The 17,324-nt window shown below is 40.5% G+C and carries 15 protein-coding genes; 2 read left to right on the plus strand and 13 right to left on the minus strand.

Annotation, left to right across the window (positions count from 1 at the left end; all coding sequences use genetic code 11):
- Nucleotides 1-82: 82 nt before the first annotated feature.
- From BMX21_RS20180 to BMX21_RS08715, 3 genes are all read right to left on the minus strand, one after another.
- Nucleotides 83-169: a zinc-ribbon domain-containing protein gene (locus BMX21_RS20180; protein ID WP_092043433.1), complete on the minus strand. Its 87-nt coding sequence runs from the start codon at nucleotides 167-169 to the stop codon at nucleotides 83-85.
- Nucleotides 170-199: 30 nt separating this feature from the next.
- A complete protein-coding gene (locus BMX21_RS08710) occupies nucleotides 200-748 on the minus strand; it encodes an NUDIX hydrolase (protein ID WP_027204390.1) in 549 nt (182 codons plus the stop codon).
- A gap of 269 nt (nucleotides 749-1,017) precedes the next feature.
- Nucleotides 1,018-2,520, minus strand: a complete 1,503-nt coding sequence (locus BMX21_RS08715) for a flotillin family protein (RefSeq protein ID WP_022753382.1) — start codon at nucleotides 2,518-2,520, stop codon at nucleotides 1,018-1,020.
- A gap of 240 nt (nucleotides 2,521-2,760) precedes the next feature.
- Here BMX21_RS08715 and BMX21_RS08720 point away from each other — a divergent pair, with 240 nt between their 5' ends.
- Together BMX21_RS08720 and BMX21_RS08725 are read left to right on the plus strand one after the other, a co-directional pair.
- Nucleotides 2,761-3,681 carry a pentapeptide repeat-containing protein gene (locus BMX21_RS08720; RefSeq protein ID WP_022753381.1) on the plus strand — a complete coding sequence of 307 codons (921 nt, stop codon included), beginning with the start codon at nucleotides 2,761-2,763 and terminating at the stop codon, nucleotides 3,679-3,681.
- A 376-nt stretch (nucleotides 3,682-4,057) separates the two neighbouring features.
- Nucleotides 4,058-4,285, plus strand: coding sequence for a hypothetical protein (locus BMX21_RS08725; RefSeq protein ID WP_027204388.1), 228 nt, complete (start codon nucleotides 4,058-4,060; stop codon nucleotides 4,283-4,285).
- Between the two features lie 180 nt (nucleotides 4,286-4,465).
- Here BMX21_RS08725 and BMX21_RS08730 read toward each other — a convergent pair whose 3' ends face one another.
- The 10 genes from BMX21_RS08730 to BMX21_RS08775 form a co-directional block, all read right to left on the minus strand.
- Nucleotides 4,466-5,143, minus strand: a complete 678-nt coding sequence (locus tag BMX21_RS08730) for a thiamine diphosphokinase (protein WP_051199475.1) — start codon at nucleotides 5,141-5,143, stop codon at nucleotides 4,466-4,468.
- Nucleotides 5,144-5,168: 25 nt separating this feature from the next.
- A complete protein-coding gene (locus tag BMX21_RS08735; RefSeq protein ID WP_092043436.1) occupies nucleotides 5,169-7,592 on the minus strand; it encodes an OCRE domain-containing protein in 2,424 nt (807 codons plus the stop codon).
- 127 nt (nucleotides 7,593-7,719) lie between these two features.
- On the minus strand, nucleotides 7,720-8,286 hold the full coding sequence (locus BMX21_RS08740; RefSeq protein ID WP_022753377.1) for a glycerol-3-phosphate responsive antiterminator: 567 nt from the start codon (nucleotides 8,284-8,286) through the stop codon (nucleotides 7,720-7,722).
- Nucleotides 8,287-8,308: 22 nt separating this feature from the next.
- Entirely contained in the window at nucleotides 8,309-9,103 is a 795-nt protein-coding gene (locus BMX21_RS08745; protein WP_022753376.1) for an HAD-IIA family hydrolase, read from the minus strand.
- Nucleotides 9,104-9,229: 126 nt separating this feature from the next.
- On the minus strand, nucleotides 9,230-9,604 hold the full coding sequence (locus tag BMX21_RS08750; RefSeq protein WP_022753375.1) for a DUF1667 domain-containing protein: 375 nt from the start codon (nucleotides 9,602-9,604) through the stop codon (nucleotides 9,230-9,232).
- A gap of 66 nt (nucleotides 9,605-9,670) precedes the next feature.
- Nucleotides 9,671-10,948, minus strand: coding sequence for an NAD(P)/FAD-dependent oxidoreductase (locus BMX21_RS08755; RefSeq protein WP_092043439.1), 1,278 nt, complete (start codon nucleotides 10,946-10,948; stop codon nucleotides 9,671-9,673).
- A 131-nt stretch (nucleotides 10,949-11,079) separates the two neighbouring features.
- Nucleotides 11,080-12,528 carry an NAD(P)/FAD-dependent oxidoreductase gene (locus BMX21_RS08760; protein ID WP_092043442.1) on the minus strand — a complete coding sequence of 483 codons (1,449 nt, stop codon included), beginning with the start codon at nucleotides 12,526-12,528 and terminating at the stop codon, nucleotides 11,080-11,082.
- A 469-nt stretch (nucleotides 12,529-12,997) separates the two neighbouring features.
- Nucleotides 12,998-14,182 carry a MalY/PatB family protein gene (locus BMX21_RS08765; protein ID WP_092043445.1) on the minus strand — a complete coding sequence of 395 codons (1,185 nt, stop codon included), beginning with the start codon at nucleotides 14,180-14,182 and terminating at the stop codon, nucleotides 12,998-13,000.
- Between the two features lie 18 nt (nucleotides 14,183-14,200).
- The gene (locus BMX21_RS08770; RefSeq protein ID WP_092043447.1) at nucleotides 14,201-15,127 is read right to left on the minus strand and encodes a DUF3737 family protein; all 927 of its coding nucleotides are present in this window, start codon (nucleotides 15,125-15,127) and stop codon (nucleotides 14,201-14,203) included.
- 553 nt (nucleotides 15,128-15,680) lie between these two features.
- A complete protein-coding gene (locus BMX21_RS08775; protein ID WP_022753370.1) occupies nucleotides 15,681-17,231 on the minus strand; it encodes a glycoside hydrolase family protein in 1,551 nt (516 codons plus the stop codon).
- Nucleotides 17,232-17,324: the final 93 nt, after the last annotated feature.

The raw sequence follows: 17,324 nt of genomic DNA on the forward strand, positions 1-17,324 counted from the left end.
CTTGGAAATAATTTTTAACTATCGATTCCGACCATAATAATGCTAATTATCAGTTCTAGTAATAACATCTATCCTTCTTAACTTACTGACATTGGCTCTGAACAGTACCGCAAAAAGGGCAAAATCTGGCTTCAATTTTAATCTCTTCTCCGCATTCTTTGCAGATCATATTATATCTCCTGTAAAAATATAAATAATTTTATTTCAAACCTGCAGCATAAGCTGTGATCGCTGCTACAGTCTTGGCGTCTTGTATCTGACCATCTGATATCATCTTAAGAAGTTCACTGACTTCATATATTTCGTTACTGATATCTTCGCCTTCATCAAGATGCTTGCCTGTAGCTGCCTTAGTGCAATCTCTTGCAAGATAGATATCAAGCCACTCGTTACAGTATGCAACAGCTACCTGGATTCTTAAAAGATGACTAAACTCATCTGACGTATATCCGGTCTCTTCTACGAGTTCTCTTTTGGCACAGACAAGAGTACTCTCATCATCCGGCTCTATTCCTCCTGCCGGAATCTCAAGTATAGTATCATCAACAGCAGGTCTATACTGTCTTATAAGAAGTATCCTTCCATCCGGAAGAACAGGAAGTATACAAGCTCCATACCCTTTTTTGTGACATACAAAATCCCAGTTATGAATGCTTCCGTCAGGATATTGCATCTTGTCTTTATAAAGATCGACAACCTCGCCCTCAAATGCGATAGTTCTATCAAGGCGCTTTAATTTTTTGTCCATAATAAAAATGTCTCCATCTAACGAAAATCATATTCTTAATAATAACATATAATCCGGAATTGGACATAGAAGTACATCACTGCACTTCTATATCTGTCTTGGACAGATCCTATGTCCGGCATAATAGGACATCCAACATAACAGAATATCCGGCATAACAGAATATCTGGCATAACAGAATATCTGGCATAACAGAATATCCAACATAACACGAGCCTTCGGTGATATTACCGAAGGCTCGCAACGTTTATACATTAGATCTTAACTTATTAAACGTTCTTGTTCTCAACATTGATAACTGCCTTGTCAGCATCAAGCTTAACATTGCGATCTGTCTTAGCCTCGTATGTATTAGCTTTCATAACATCTGTGAGATCAAATCCTGTAGTCTCTCTTACTGATTCGATAGTCTTGGCAAGAACTCCCGGAACATATCCGCCAATGCTGCCTACTCCTGACTCACCGTTACCGGAATCGATAATAGTAACCTTATCAATAGCTGCAAGAGGCTCTGCAATAGCCTTAGCCATCTCAGGAAGCTTCTCTACTACCATCTGAGTCATAGCTGCCTGACCGTACTTCTTAAGAGCTTCAGCCTTCTTATCCATAGCAGCAGCTTCTGCTTCACCCTTTGCCTTGATTGCTTCAGCTTCTGCAAGACCCTTAGCCTTAGTTGCAGCAGCTTCTGCTTCACCGGCTACGCGTACTGCTTCAGCTTCCTTCTGCTTCTCAGCAAGTCTTGCTTCTGCTTCTGCGATTCTCTTATACTTATCAGCATCAGCTGCCTGCTGTGTCTGGAATCTCTGTGCTTCAGCGAGCTGCTGGAGACGATATCTTTCAGCATCAGCCTGTTTACGAATAGAAGCATTGAGCTGCTGTTCCTGAACAGCTGCTTCCTGTTCCTTGATCTGTACTTCTTTTTCCTGCTTAGCAATAAGTGCATCAGCTGTCTTGATCTCGATAGTCTTCATCTGTTCCTGCTTCTGGATCTCATAAGCAGCATCAGCTTCAGCCTTCTTGGTATCAGCCTGAACCTTAAGGTCAGCCTGCTTGATCTGAAGTTCGTTGTTCTTGGTAGCGATAACAGTCTCTGAAGTAACACGAGCATCGTTAGCTTCCTGCTTAGCAAGAGCCTGAGCTACTGCGATCTCCTTCTCTGCATTGGCACGAGAGATCTCAGCGTTCTGACGGATAGCAACTGTATTGGCGATACCAAGGTTCTCGATAACTCCAAGACCTGCATCATCAATGTTCTGAATATTGAAAGATACGATCTCAAGACCCATCTTAGCCATATCTACGGCTGCATTCTCCTGAACCTTGGTAGCGAATGTCTTACGATCATTCATGATATCAACAAGTTTCATGGAACCGATGATCTCACGAAGATTACCTTCAAGGACATTCACAACCATATCATTGATGTACTTGGAATCCTTGTTAAGGAAGTTCTCAGCAGCGTGACGGATCATCTCATCCTTAAGGCTGATCTTAACAGTTGCAACGGAATCAACCATGATATTGATATAGTCTAGAGTAGGAATTGTCTTTGATGTCTTAACATCAACAGATAACATTTTGAGTGACAGACGATCGATTCTCTGAAGGAAAGGCCACTTTACAGATGATCTACCTGTTATGATCTTAGGCTCCTTGCGAAGACCTGAGATGATAACAACTTCATCAGTCGGTGCCTTGACATATCCCATAGCACTAAGGATACAGATAATTAAGAAAATTACAATTGCGACAATAATAGGTGTTGGTAACATATTGAACCCCTTTCCAAATTATGAATATAAAACTCCTCCGGTTTTCCCCGGTACATTGACAATTATAGTCTAGCCGCTATACGCAAATCAACCTTCAAAACTGTCAATTCATCGCCTTAATTTGTCATTTCGTCAGAATTAAAAAGAATAATGTCTGATATCTAATTAGATGTACATATATTCACGGAATAATGTTATTATATTAATAAATAATTCATCCACACCTATTAGGAGGATCATATGAGCGAAGAAGCCCTTACTCCCGGCATCAAACGTGGTTTCATACTGATAAGAGATGATTTCCAAAGAGAAGGCGAGTCTTATGCCGACCTGTCCGAATATGAGCAGGAGGATATGTTTTTGTACCCAAGACTGCGTGAGTGCTTCCTTTATGAATATAACGGATCTCCATGCAGAGTGTTCGAAGTAGATGTAATAGATGAAATAGAAAAAGATCCTGACAGCCGCAAAGACAGGTACTATACCAATAAAGTCCGCATCATGAGAATGGTTCCTGTAGAAAAGCTCATGGAAGAGATGAATATAGGCCATAACTGTACAGGATACTGCAATTCCGGCGATGACAATATAGGAGACAACAACTCCGGCTATGGTAATATGGGAAGCAAGAATTCCGGATCCTTCAATATAGGTGATGTCAATTCAGGCTCCTTTAACGCCGGCGACTGCAACGTCGGCGAAGGCAATGTCGGATATTATAACTCAGGCGAAAGAAATAATGGCAATCACAACGCCGGATGCTGCAATAACGGTGATTATAATGCCGGAGACTTCAATTGTGGTAATTATAATTCCGGAGCATTCTGCACAGGCGAGACTCCATTCATGCTCTTCAATCAGCCATCTCCCATCACTCGCGATGAGTGGATGAATTCCGAAGCAAGAGATATACTGATTCTAATGCCCAAAAAATCAACCAAATGGAACAATTCCATGGGCCTTACAGAAAAAGAATTTCAGGCTCAACCAATCTACGGCGGCGATGAACAACTGGATGGGCCTACAGTTCCCCATTATGACAAATCTGACAGACAGATTTGGTGGGACAAACTTCCTCAGGACAAAAAAGACATAGTATTTGCTATTCCGGGTTTCGACAAAGAGATTTTTGAAGAATGTACCGGTATACACGTTAGTTAAAATCAACAACACCTGTAAATAAAGATCAAATGCCAATCCCCTTAGATAGACGATATATATTATCTGCATCTATTTAGGGGGATTTTTGTCAAAAAACGCCAATCATTTTTGTAAGAGTTTACACAGAAGCATACTTAAACGTTTAAGGCAATTGTTTACTTTTCACAAACTTTTAAGGTTCGCATTGTAAAATGTGATAACCACGCGTTTTTCCACATTTAAAAATGACGAATGATTTTTCAGGTTCTAAAAAGCCGCGTAATTTAGCGTTTTTTTGCTAACAATTGTGATAGAATACTGTCCGTAGGCTTTTGAGAGCAGCAAATTGGGTGGTTTATGTAGCTGCAATGACTAGTATTTTATAGAGAGGACGGATATGAATATGTGTATGTGGCGGATGATTGATTCTTTTGCTCAGCATATGATAGTAGAAGCTATGCAGCAGCACAAAGAAAGATGTAAAAGTTGGAAAGATGGGCGTATCAGCAAATATTGGATGGAAACCGATAAGAATGGCATGACTGTTCTGTGCATCCAATATGAAAGTGGTCATGTATGGCATTACCACAGAGCTCCTCAGAGCAACTTAATAAGTATATATTAAATATAAGTATTGCATACTTTTAATATACTTAATTTCATTTATAAAACTTGTATTTATCAGATATACTTTTACTATTTAAAATAATCCCGAAGCGTTTTCTGCAACACTTCGGGATTTTTATTATTAATGACTTAAACTTCCCACTTGGACGGACCGGCATCCCCAAGTGGGAAGTTTGAGTTAATGAGCTCCGCTCCAGTTCGCAATAATAAGAAGGGTCCCCTTTCTTACTGATATCTGAGCAACTTCATCTATAATGAATTCATTACTTGTTCCTATCGGAAAATCATCACCGATGATTCCATCTTCCATCTCATATTCAAGGCCTTTTAGTGTCACTCCTTCTGCCTTTCCGCCAATTGAAAAAACAGAAAGAATACCGGTCATACCCCTGTTAAAACTGATAGTTTCATTCTCTGCAATAAGAACTATCTGTGAAGGCTCCATGATATAACCCTTACCGCCATGCCTTTTGATATACACAAGCGCCTGGATATTGGATATGGAATGATCAAATCTGCTTCCGCCAAGTGCTCCGTACAAGTAAAACTTCTTGTAGCCTCTCTCAAATCCAATCTTTATAGCCTTCATGGTATCTGTATCATCCTTGTGAACATCAAGGCCCAGTATCCTGTTAGGATCTTCTAAAACAATCTCTCTTAGAGAATTCATAGCTTCCGGATAAGAAGACATTGAATCAAAATCTCCAACGATAAGATCAGGCAGTATTCCCATACGATCCAGATAGCGAAAGCCCGCATCACAAGCGATCAGATAATCTTCATCCTGAATATTCAGATCAACCGGTTCGAAATCCCCGGCAGATACTATTATGCATTTTCCATCTCTATAGTCCATATCTTAATAGCCTCGATCTAATCGCTTAAGCTCCTGCACCTTGAGCTGCAGCATCTGGCGTAGCCTCGGGCGTCGCTGCATCAGGTGTCTGCGCTGCTGCATTGGGATCTACAACTGCACCTGTAGCAGGATCTATATATGTCCATGTATTAGGATCTATATAAAGGCCTGTAGCAGGATCAATATAGAATCCAGTGCCCGGGTCGATCTGAAGTCCTGTGTTAGGATCATACATAGCTCCGGTTTCAGGATCTACGATAACATTGGGAGTAGCACCTGTATCTGCAGGCTCCTCATTGGTATTAGCAGGCTGAGTATTAACATTATCGGAGGATGTGTCTTCTTCTTCTTCCTCTTCCAACTCCTCATCAATTACTGTCTCAAGATCTTCATCGCCCCAGTTATTGATAGTCGTCCTTGTCTTAGTACCATCTTCACTTGTTATAACTTCCTGATATGTGTAATTAACAATATCTCCTTCGTATTCACAAGTCAGATAATATGTCACATGAGGAAAATAAGTTCCGCCTGATACAGAAGGCTCGTAATTCATGCTGATCTTGCCGGATCTTATAACTTCTTCATCTTCCGCATTTTCTTCTAGATCAGTTTCATCTTCTGAGTTATCTATATAAGTATCTTCTGAGGCATCTTTAGAAGCATCTTCTGAAGCACCATTAGAAGCATTTTCAGAAGCATCTTTGGAAGCATTCTCAAAATCATCATCAGAATCATCTTCTACGGCATCTTCAAAAACATCTTCTGAGGCGTCTTCAGAAACAGCTTCTGAGGCGTCTTCAATAGCACTTTCTTCTGATTCAAGCTCTGCTATTTCAGCTTTTGCCTCTTCCGCAGTCTGCACCTCATCATATGTAAGCTGAAGTGTTATCACACCCTTGGTAGCCGGATTCTCACTAAAATCCGGGAAATGATAAGTCCATAAGTTATCTTCAAGTGTCATAACTATGCCTTCCTGACAGAAAGCATTCTCCATCTCAAGTTCAAGATACTGATCTTCTCCGCTTATCAAATACTCTTTTAATGAAATAACATCATCGCTTATCATGAAGTCCCTGAAAGGTTCAACATCTCCGGATTCTATAAGCGGCCAGATGCTATCAAAAACACCGGACACTTTATCCGCGTCTTCAAGGCAGGCTATAAAAGAGTTAAGTGAACTACTCTCTCCAAGAAGAGTTCTGGCATCTTTGACAAGAAGTGCATAATCACTACAATTCTTGGTATTGATCCATACTACATTGCCTTCCGGAATGATATATCTTGCTATAAGCATCTCAAGCTCATCACTTGGATACATCTCATATATATCAAGCATAGAAGATACTGCGTCAATATATTGGTCAAAAGTAGCCTCGTCTTCATCCATAGACCAGAACAGTACACTATCTCCTGACGAGTTCTTATCGATCATACAATAGCTGTAAAGAGTACTCAGAAGCTGAAGAGCATCTTCATTACTTCCATCGATCTTAAGAACATCAAGAACATCCTCTACAGCTTCAAAACTACCTCCGGATGTCTGGATAGCGGCAATAACACTGTTAAGCTTTAATGAGATGTAATTATCAAGCATAGACTGATCACTGGTGTTCAGCCAGCCATTGTACAGAACATTCATTACATTCTCAGTATCGTTAAGAGTAGCATAGCAGTTAGCAAGCTCTTCATAAGCGATCAAAGATTTACTGTCAACACCTATAGCCTGCTCGTAGTATTTGATGGCATCTGCATAATCACCATTATTCTGCGCAGACTGTGCCAGTGCAAGTGCTCTTGTAAATCGAACAGCTGTCATATTCTGATACAGCTTATAAGTACCAAAAAGACATACAAATAACAGCACGAATATCAAAACGATCTGTCCTATATCAAAAGCCTTCCAGAATCTTGCCTTCTTTTGAGCTCTCGCTATATCTTCATCGTTGTCATCTTCATCAGCACTATCGTTTGTATCTTGAGCTTCTTTGAAAGAATCCGAATCCGTCTTGTCATCATTTTTTTCTTTGGAAGTATCAGCCTTGGCCTTGGCATCCTCTTTGGTCTTGGGATCATCAACCTTGACCTTGGCATCCTCTTTGGTCTTGGGATCATCAGCCTTGGCCTTGGCATCCTCTTTGGTCTTGGGATCATCAGCCTTAACCTTTGCATCCTCTTTGGTCTTGGTATCATCAGCCTTAACCTTATCATCCCCTGTTATTTTAGGATCCTTCTTATCTTCATTTTTAAATAACTCTTCTTCCGGATCCACTGTTGTGACATACTCTTCTTTCTCAGAAGTACCTGATTCTTCCGGCTTCTTGGCATTCTCTAAAGAATTGTCAGCATTCTTTCCTATACTTTTAGTATCTTTAGTCATGCTTTTAGTATCTTTATTGATGTTTTCGTTTTTGTTTTCGTTTACTCTTTTATTGTTTTTATCATTAGCCATCCCGATTAAACTCCAATTATTCAAGACATCCCCTGGTATTAGCTATCCCCTTTTTAGACGGATGTTCACAATTACTGATCCGCCTGAAAACCATAAGAAATTGTACCTATATATCCTTGAAAAAAGCTTAAACAGACCACAAGTCATCAGCCGTTGTAGATACAGCATCTGCCCCTGCATCAAGAGCTGCAACTACATCCTTCTTGGTCCTAAGAAGTCCACTGGCAATAATAGGAATACCTACCGCCTTTCTCACATCAGCCGTAACCGATGGCATGACGCCGGGAAGTATCTCTATGGCATCAGGCTCATATTCCCTTATCTGTTTCATCATATTATTATAAGCTATGGAATCGATCACAAAGGTCCTCTGAATAGCGATCAGATCCAGCTCCTTAGCCCTCTTTACAAGCAAAGGCTTCGTCGAAATGATCCCCTTAGCCTTAGTACTGTTCCTGATATAATCAACAGCAACTTCCTTCATTGAAAGGCCGTTTACAAGATCTGCATGAACTATAGCAATCTTTGAAGCTCTGTCTACCTTCTCAACAATATCACCTATATTACAAATATTACCATACAAAATAAAGATAATCCCGCAATCACAAGAAAGCGCCTTAGTAAGCCCCTTCTCATCTTTAACCGCTGCTATAACAGGTGAATCCGCAAGTATGTCAGAAAGATTTGTATTCATAAGAAGTCCCTGCCCTTCTACTTTAGGATAACATCAGCTGTCCCATCTGCGCAATCGAGTCATAGATAGCATCAGGCTTGGTATCACTACTGTCAACATCCTCAAGATGAGTCTCTCCAGTCAGTACCAAAACACCGCGAGCGCCGTTATTGACTCCGGTTGCAACATCAGTATAAAGCCTGTCACCTACAAACGTAATATTCTCTCTCTTATATCCGGTCTTGTCAAGAATCATATCAACCGTCTCTTTAAAGGGCTTGCCTACATATCTGGGCTGTCTTCCTGTTGACAGACTGATCGCAGCGCATATCGCACCGCAGTCCGGAATAAATCCCCCCTCAACAGGGCAATTGATATCCATATGTGTTGCAAGGAAAGTAGCTCCCTGCCTTATGAAAGTGCAGGCTCTTTCAAGCTTCTCATAAGTAAGAGTCTTATCAAAACTTACAACAACAATATCCGGGTGCTCGTCATCCAGCTTGATACCCGCATCCTCGAAGCTCTCGATAAGAGGCTTTGTACCAAGCAGATATACGGACTGTCCCGGATATTTGCTCTTAAGGAATCTGATCATAACATCCCCAGACGTCATGATCTTGTCCCTTGTTATGAAGCATCCCATGCCAGCAAGCTTGTCAATATAAGCCTCCGGCCTTGTTGATGCATTATTTGTAAAAAAAAGATAATCCTTCCCTTTCTTTGTAGCAGCCTCAATAAAGGAAAGCGCCCCTGGGAGAATATTATCTCCAAGGTAAAATGTGCCATCCATATCAAGCACGAAAAGATCTGTATCTTCAAGTAACTTCTTTTTATCCATGGTCGTTAAAAGCCCTTCCTTAACGAATCCGCCTTTAAGATCCATAGAATATGTCTATCGAAAAAGATCTTTTGCCATATGTATATAGCACTCTAAGAGATCAATGAAATCAGCGAACCGTTATTATCAGATAGCAGCGCTCCTTCCAACATCCTTGGTTGCGATCACATCAACTCCCGTATCTGCAACATTTTTTATGATCACATCTCCGATATGAATAGGCGCTGTCACAGTAACCTCGCGAATCTCTTTCATGATATCGAAAATCTTTCCCTTAGGAATATCATTTTCTGTTTTAACAGAAACCCTCGCGATAGTACCATCGTTTATTTTAACACTACTTGTAACTATACGGGTAGGGTTTGTTACTTCTTTTTTGCCATAAGCTTCGCCCCTTGGGCAGGTATTGCCTGTAACAGTGATATTATCTGCATCTTCCATATTCACAGTAAGCTGGCATCCCATAGGACAGCCTATACATATAAGTTCTCTTGTCTCCATAAAAGCCTCCAAAACCATGCGTATCAGACAGTTCAATTATGCTTATTGCCATCACGCCTTTATATATCAGTTCTCTTGTGTGCATATGCGTATTGATTCAATATTTTTATAATTGTCAAAAGAGTTTTTGGTAAGGATCACCTGCTCCATCTCTCCGGGAGCCATGACTCTCTTTTTGATATTCTGAACCTTCTCATCGCCATAATATACGCAGACGCTGCGATTCTTGTATACATCCCCAACTCTGAATCTCACAACCACCTTGTCATTCATGTTAGTAATATCAAGACTTTGAGGAACTGTATAACGGACGCCGCCATCAGCGATCAGAGTTATGACCTTGCCTCCTTCACTCTTACCACCATTTATGTAAGAAGCTGCATTCTTGCCGGCAAGTGAAGCCTCTTCCGAAACATAATCCACAAGATCATGCACATGAAGGACATTGCCACATGCAAAGATCCCGTCAATGCTTGTCTCGAGCTTATCACTTACATTAGGCCCACTAGTCACAGGACACATCGAAGCTCCAATGCCCCTCGTAAGTTCATTCTCAGGAAGAAGTCCACATGATAATAGAAGTGTATCTGCTTCATAATGCTGCTCTGTTCCCGGGATAGGTTTTTTGTTATCATCAACCTGAGCTATCGTAATGCCTGTCACATGGTCTTTTCCTTCAATATCAACAACAGTATGGCTCAGTTTAAGCGGAATACCATAGTCATCAAGGCACTGCACTATATTCCTCTTAAGGCCTCCCGAATACGGCATAAGTTCTGCCACAACCTCAACCTTAGCTCCTTCCAAAGTCATACGGCGAGCCATGATAAGACCTATATCACCGGAACCCAAGATCACAACCTTTCGCCCCACCATATGGCCTTCAATATTCATAAGACGCTGCGCAGTTCCTGCAGTATAGATACCCGCCGGTCTGAATCCCGGGATATTAAGTGCTCCTCTCGGGCGTTCCCTGCATCCCATAGCCAGCACTATCGCCTTAGCCTTGATAGTAGTAAGACCATCTTCTTTATTGATATAAGTAACTTCCTTATCTTTACTGATATCTATGACCATAGTATTAAGTTTATATGCGATCTTCTCATTAACAACACGCTCTATAAAACGTCCTGCATATTCAGGGCCTGTCAGCTCCTCCTTGAATGTATGAAGACCAAATCCATTGTGAATGCACTGATTCAGGATCCCTCCTAGAATATGGTCACGCTCAAGTATCAGTATATCTTCTACGCCTTCTTTCCTGGCAGAAAGCGCTGCAGCAAGCCCTGCCGGGCCGCCTCCTATGATCACAAGATCTGTTGTATTTTTAATAGTACTATTCATAATAGTCCTTTCATCTATATAATGAGGCAGGTATCAAAAGCCCCTTTTGACATCAATTACCTGTATTCAACACAATTCTCTTTTTCTAAGGCCAAACAGCAATCCAGAAAGATTATCAGATCTAAAAAAATCTAATTCCTTCCAACTTCATCCCTTGGATCACCCACTATAAGCTCAGAACCTCTTCTGTTCTTACAAACCTGCGTAACCGGAATACCGAGTTCTTCTGCGATTATCTCCATGGTACGAGGCGTGCAAAAACCAGCCTGGCATCTGCCCATTCCGGCTCTTGTGCGGCGCTTTACACCATCCATTGACCTTGCTCCAAGTGTTCTCCTTATAGAGTTTCTAATCTCGCCTTCAGAGATACCCTCGCAGCGGCAGATGATAGTTCCATACGAAGGATCTTCCTTTATAAGAGCTGCCCTTTCGTCAAAAGACATCTCGGCTACATGAGGTATTCCTTTCCTTGTTGCAATAAAGTTATCTTTCTTTAAGGCTCCGGCCTTTTTGGCAATCTCATCTGCAAGATATACGCCTATAGCCGGCGCGCTGCTAAGTCCCGGAGACTCGATTCCAGCTGCGTCATAGAAGCCTTCTGCATCCTCGCATTCACCGATTATGAAGTCGTCACCGTCTTCATGAGCACGAAGTCCGGAAAAAGATGTTATCGTCTGGCGAAATGGAACATTCTTAACACTGATCATAGCTTTACTTGTCAGATCATCAAGTTCTGTAGCTGATGTTGAGGTAAGCTCTTTGTTATCAACATCTACAGCAGTAGGCCCTGCAAGAAGATTGCCATGAACAGTAGGTGTTACAAGGACTCCCTTACCGTATTTTCCCGGAAGCTGGAATATAGTATGAGATACATATGTTCCTACTTCCTTATCCATGAGCTTGTAATCGCCCTTACGAGGAGTTATGTGGATCTTCTTATCAGAGACCATATTGTGGATCTTATCTGCATAGACTCCTGCAGCATTAACCACATATTTGGTGGTTATCTCTCCATTGTCAGTCCTTATACTATAACCGCCATCAATCTTTCTTATATTCTGAACTTCTGTGTTAAATCGAAATTCCACGCCGTTATCACAGGCATTCTCTGCAAGAGCTATAGTAAGATTAAAAGGGCACACAATAGCACCGGTTCTTGCCAGTAGAGCTGCAACAACTTCATCCGATACATTGGGTTCAAGCTCCCTTGCCTGATCGCCTGTTATTATCTCAAGGCCCTCTACTCCATTCTTGATACCCCTGTCATACAACTCATTAAGTTTAGGCATATCGTCTTTGTCAAAGCACAAAACCATAGACCCATTTTTCTTATAAGGAAAGTCAAGCTCTCTTGACAGCTCTTCCATCATCCTGCTGCCGAGGACATTGAACCTTGCCTTAACAGAACCCGGCTCTGCATCAAATCCTGCATGCACTATGGCACTATTAGCCTTGGACGTACCGGAACATACATCTTCTTCTTTTTCCAAAAGCACTGTCTTTAGATCATAAGCTGACAACTGCCTTGCTATGGAGCATCCAACAACACCGCCCCCAATGATTACTACATCTGTGTTCATAGATTTTTCTCCTTTAAAAGACTCTCTACTACCGGCTTTGTAAACTTTCGAAACAACCTTTGCAATCTCTATCCTTACTATGCGCATAAGAAAAATTAAATGCTCACAAGAAAGAATAAATGCTCATAAAAAATAAATGCACATAAGAAGGAATAGATGCAAAAAGAGACGATAGAAAAAAGCGCGTGCAAATAACCCCATCGGAATAAATCCAATAAGCTTAAAGCTAAGTTTTATCCTTAACTCTAACTGCACCGACACCCTTTTCTCTCGTCTCTTCGTTTGCCGATCAAATCTTTAATTAACTATATAAATAGTAACATGAAACCGCTTTTAGTGCAAGCGTTTCCTTAAGACAAGATCAGCTGGATCAGTTGAACCTCAAGCCAGAAACTAATATTAGTTCCAGTTTTCTTCGCTTTAATAACTCTTGTCTTTAGTATATCTCGTCTATAGTATTATTCGTTAACTATTCCTTGTCTTCATGAGCTTCTTTGTACAGCTCAATTCCCTTTTTTAACCTGTCCATGCCATCAACTACAATGCTTCTGGGGCATGCAAGGTTTATACGAAGGAATCCCTCACCGCCAGGTCCATATTGACCGCCTCTTGTTATAAACAGTCCTGTCTTTTCCCTGATAAAGCGGGCCAGATCATCTTTTCCTTTGGTGATATCGCTGCAATCTACCCAGATAAGATAAGTTGCCTCTGAATGAAGGATCTTAACTCCCGGTATATTATTAGTAATAAATTCCTCACAATAGCATTTATTACCATATACATACTCGTTGAGTTCATCGAGCCATTCTTCACCTTTGGTAAAAGCAGCTATCGCAGCAGTCACTGCAAGAAATGACGGTTCTCCGCACTCATCTGTATTGATCTGTCTCCATACCTTATGTCTCAAAAACTCATTAGGAACAAAAGCTGCACTCGTAGCCATACCTGCCATGTTGAAAGACTTGGAAGGCGCCAGAGCAGTAATACTTATATCCCTGCAGATATCAGATGCTGCTGCAAAAGGTACATACTCCTTGTCTGGATCTGTGATGTCGCAGTGAATCTCATCAGATATAACAGTTACGCGGTGCTTATAACAAAGTTCTCCTATCTTGATAAGCTCTTCTTTTGACCAGATGCGGCCCACAGGATTGTGAGGATTACATAATAAAAGAAGCGTGGTCTGAGGATCCGAAAGCTTCTGCTCCAGATCTTCAAAATCGATCTCCCATCTTCCATCCTTCATAACTAGTCTTGATTCAAGGGCTCTGGCACCGTTATTAACAATACAGTTATAGAAGACATTATAAACAGGAGTCATGATCACAACATTCTCATTAGGAGTTGTAAGTTTTCTGACTGAGCTTGATAGAGTCGGGATAACACCTGTAGAGAATATAAGTTCATCCTTGTTGATCTTAAGATGATGACGCCTTTTCCACCAGGAAATATAAGCATCATACCACTCGTCAGGAATATAGGTATATCCATATGCACCAACTCCAAGTCTTTCTACCAAAGCTTCTTTGACTTCAGGTGCTGTCTCAAAATCCATGTCGGCAACCCACATGGGAAGTTCGCCGTCTTTGATATCCCACTTGATCGCCCAGGATGATTTTCTGTCAATTACTTTGTCAAAATTATATTTTCCCATTTTGATGCTCCAATTGTGTTATTCTTTATTTTCTATTTGCAGACTTCTGAATTCTCCGCTCTGACTGTCTTTAACCATAACACTTGTCTTACTGATATCGCAGTTATCAGGTTCAATTATGAGCTCTGCTATCTCTCTTGCCTTTATGCTGCCTGATCCGGGATTTAAGATCCCGTCTACTCTGTTTATAACCTCAGCATCAACGTCATATGCATATTCAAATGCAAGTCTGGTATTTACAAGCTTGCAGTTGATCATCTTAAGGTTACTTATATAGCATAATCCCTGATTAGATTCTATAGTGCAGTTTATAAAAGTAAGATTCTTGGTATTCCAGGCAAGATACTCTCCTGATATATACGAATCGTATACAGTTACATTCTCGCAGTTCCAGAAGCAGTCTTTGGTTACAAGCTTTGAATTTCTGACTTCTACATTCTTAGAACCATCAAAAGCATAATTGCCAAAAAGCTCCAGGTGATCTACTTTGATGTTATCAGAATTCATTCCAAAATAGTCGCCTCTTGCTGTAACATTGGATAGCTCCACTCCATCGCACATCCACAATGTCTCCTGTGCATTAGGGATAGAGGAATTTCTGATCTTTAAATTCTTACATCGTCTGAAATTCTTGGGAGCACCAATAAGACTATCTTCAATTGTCATATTATTTGTATACCAGACTCCTGATCTGCCCATTTCCTGCCATACGCAGTCCTTGACATATACATTGTCCGCATACCATACAGGATATTTCCACTGAAACTCACAGCCATACAGCTCTATATTCTTGCTCTCCTTAAGCGGAGACTCTCCATCATGAAAAACTGTATCATATATCTTAAGGTCACGCCCTCTATAGAGTGCTCTCTCACCTGACAACTGCTCTTCATGTATCTCTTCACCTGATCTATTTACAGGATTAAATCTCTTAGAATCGGACACCACTAAACCTCCTACATGTACCTATCAAACTAATATCACGCTAATAATTCTTATGTATACATAAAAAATATATATATTATATTGTATACAATTATATATTATACCATTTTTGCCCTGATTTCAATTATTTTTTGCTCTTTTGCACCTTTAGCCGATGAAAGCAGTGTATAAATGATCGATTTATTGTGCTTTGAAATTTGCATATTACTGCCTATACGCCCCTTTTAGGCAGTGTATTATGCATTTTCGTATCTTGAAAGTGTTATTAGCTACTTACTTTAATCTATAGTATATCAATAAATATATCGTACACTTCTTATTTTTTTCTAAATTCTTTTTGGGATTTTTTATTTTACTTTTTGAATAACTGCCAACTGTTCTGTTTTCTTTATTTTTGGCAGTTCTATTTACCTCCGGCTTACTGCTTCTTTTCTTCGTTTACTCTTTTTGGCAGTACATCTTACCATAATAAAAAAGCTTCTCACATGAAGTTAACTCTCATGTGAGAAGCTTAGCCATTAGGCAATATCAGTTGCCCTACTATTTTCGATCATCACCTCGTATACTCTCTAAGATCCGTATAATCAACAGTGCAGTCTTCTGCAAAGAGTCTGATGCTCTTGCCGGACACTCCGTAGAGCCTTACTGTAAGTGATGCCTGACCATCTATATAGAAGACGCCCACAGATCCTTCCTGAATATAGGTAAAAGAGTATGTCTCGCCTTCTTTAAGTGATACGCTTGTAGAAGTGATATCTGTCGTACCTTCATTAAAATTAAGATCAAGAAGCTGAGTCCTTGTATCTATGCTTATCATCTTGTAATTATCACTATTGCCATTATAATCAAAGGCAAGTCCAAAGCTTCCATTACCGGAATATGTGAACTTACCGGTCAGCATAAAGCTTTCATAGCAGTTAAAATACTCTTCGTAGTAATATCTGGAGCCCGCTGTTATGTTCACATCATCCTGTGCCATAAGAGGCTTTCTTCTATCCTTGTACTGCTCCACGATCTTGTCAACAGGTGCAAGATACAGACTTCCATCCTCATTTTGACAGATCTTCATGACTATAAGGTTCCCTGCCCAGGCTGTTACACCCATGATGTCAGAAGGTGAATCACTTCTTCTGGCCCATGCTACCATATACATTCCATCAGGGCCCTCTACGTGCTTGGCTGCATAGAAGAGCTTGCCATCAATTCTTGCAGCATTCTCATAAGGGCCGTAAGGCGTATCTGATACTGCATACCAGAGAGTATCATCCTGTGCTGAATATGTGATGTAATACTTGTCTCCTATTTTAAAAGTATCAGAACACTCAAGATTCCAGAACTCTTTAGTAGGATCATCGAAGATAACTCCATCATAAGTCACTTCTTTAAGATCAGAGCTTAGCGTATACTTAAGGATCCTTGCAACATTATCCTTAGATGCAGTAACTGTAAGCACTATATTACCTGTTTCTTCATCATAATATGCCTGCGGATCCCTAAAATCATTCTTTTGTCCAAGTTCATCAGGAGGTATGATCTCGAAAGTTTCGTCCTTTTCAAACTCTGTAGGACTAGTTCCTCTTGCAACCTTGATAGTCTCTGCATATTCACAGGTAGGATGAGATCCGTGTCCCGTGTAGAAGAATAGATATTCATCACCTATTTTCACAACAGATCCTGTTCCTATCCATGCATCCTGACCGCCTGCTTTGTCAGCTTCAAGCACAGGGCCTTCCACTTCTTCATAAGTTACAAAGTCTGTTGTCTTGGTCAGGAATACTGAGTGATTATATGAATCTCCGCCATCCTTGAGATAATAGATATAATATGTTCCGTCTTCATAATATGCCATACAGTCACCTACATATGGCTGATTTGTACCACATAATCCCGGGAGAAAAAAGTTTTTGTATTCATATGCTTTTTCCATACTTCCGGGAGTTGTAAGCTCCGAGAAATCTTTATCATTTGTATTTTCCACAAAAGGTTCCCCTTCATCATCATATTCTAAATTTTTTTGGAAAGGCTCCTGCCCAATACTGCATCCCGCAGTAAAGACACATAGAATGCTCATGATCCTGGCAATTCCTAATAACTTATTTTTCATAAAATAAAAATCCTCATGTACAGACATATCATTAGAAAGTCTGATAATCTGTATCTAATTCGTATATTTTTACCAACGCCAAAACACTAATTT

It is taken from the genome of Butyrivibrio sp. TB (genome assembly GCF_900110805.1).
Classification (GTDB): Bacteria; Bacillota; Clostridia; order Lachnospirales; family Lachnospiraceae; genus Butyrivibrio; species Butyrivibrio fibrisolvens_C.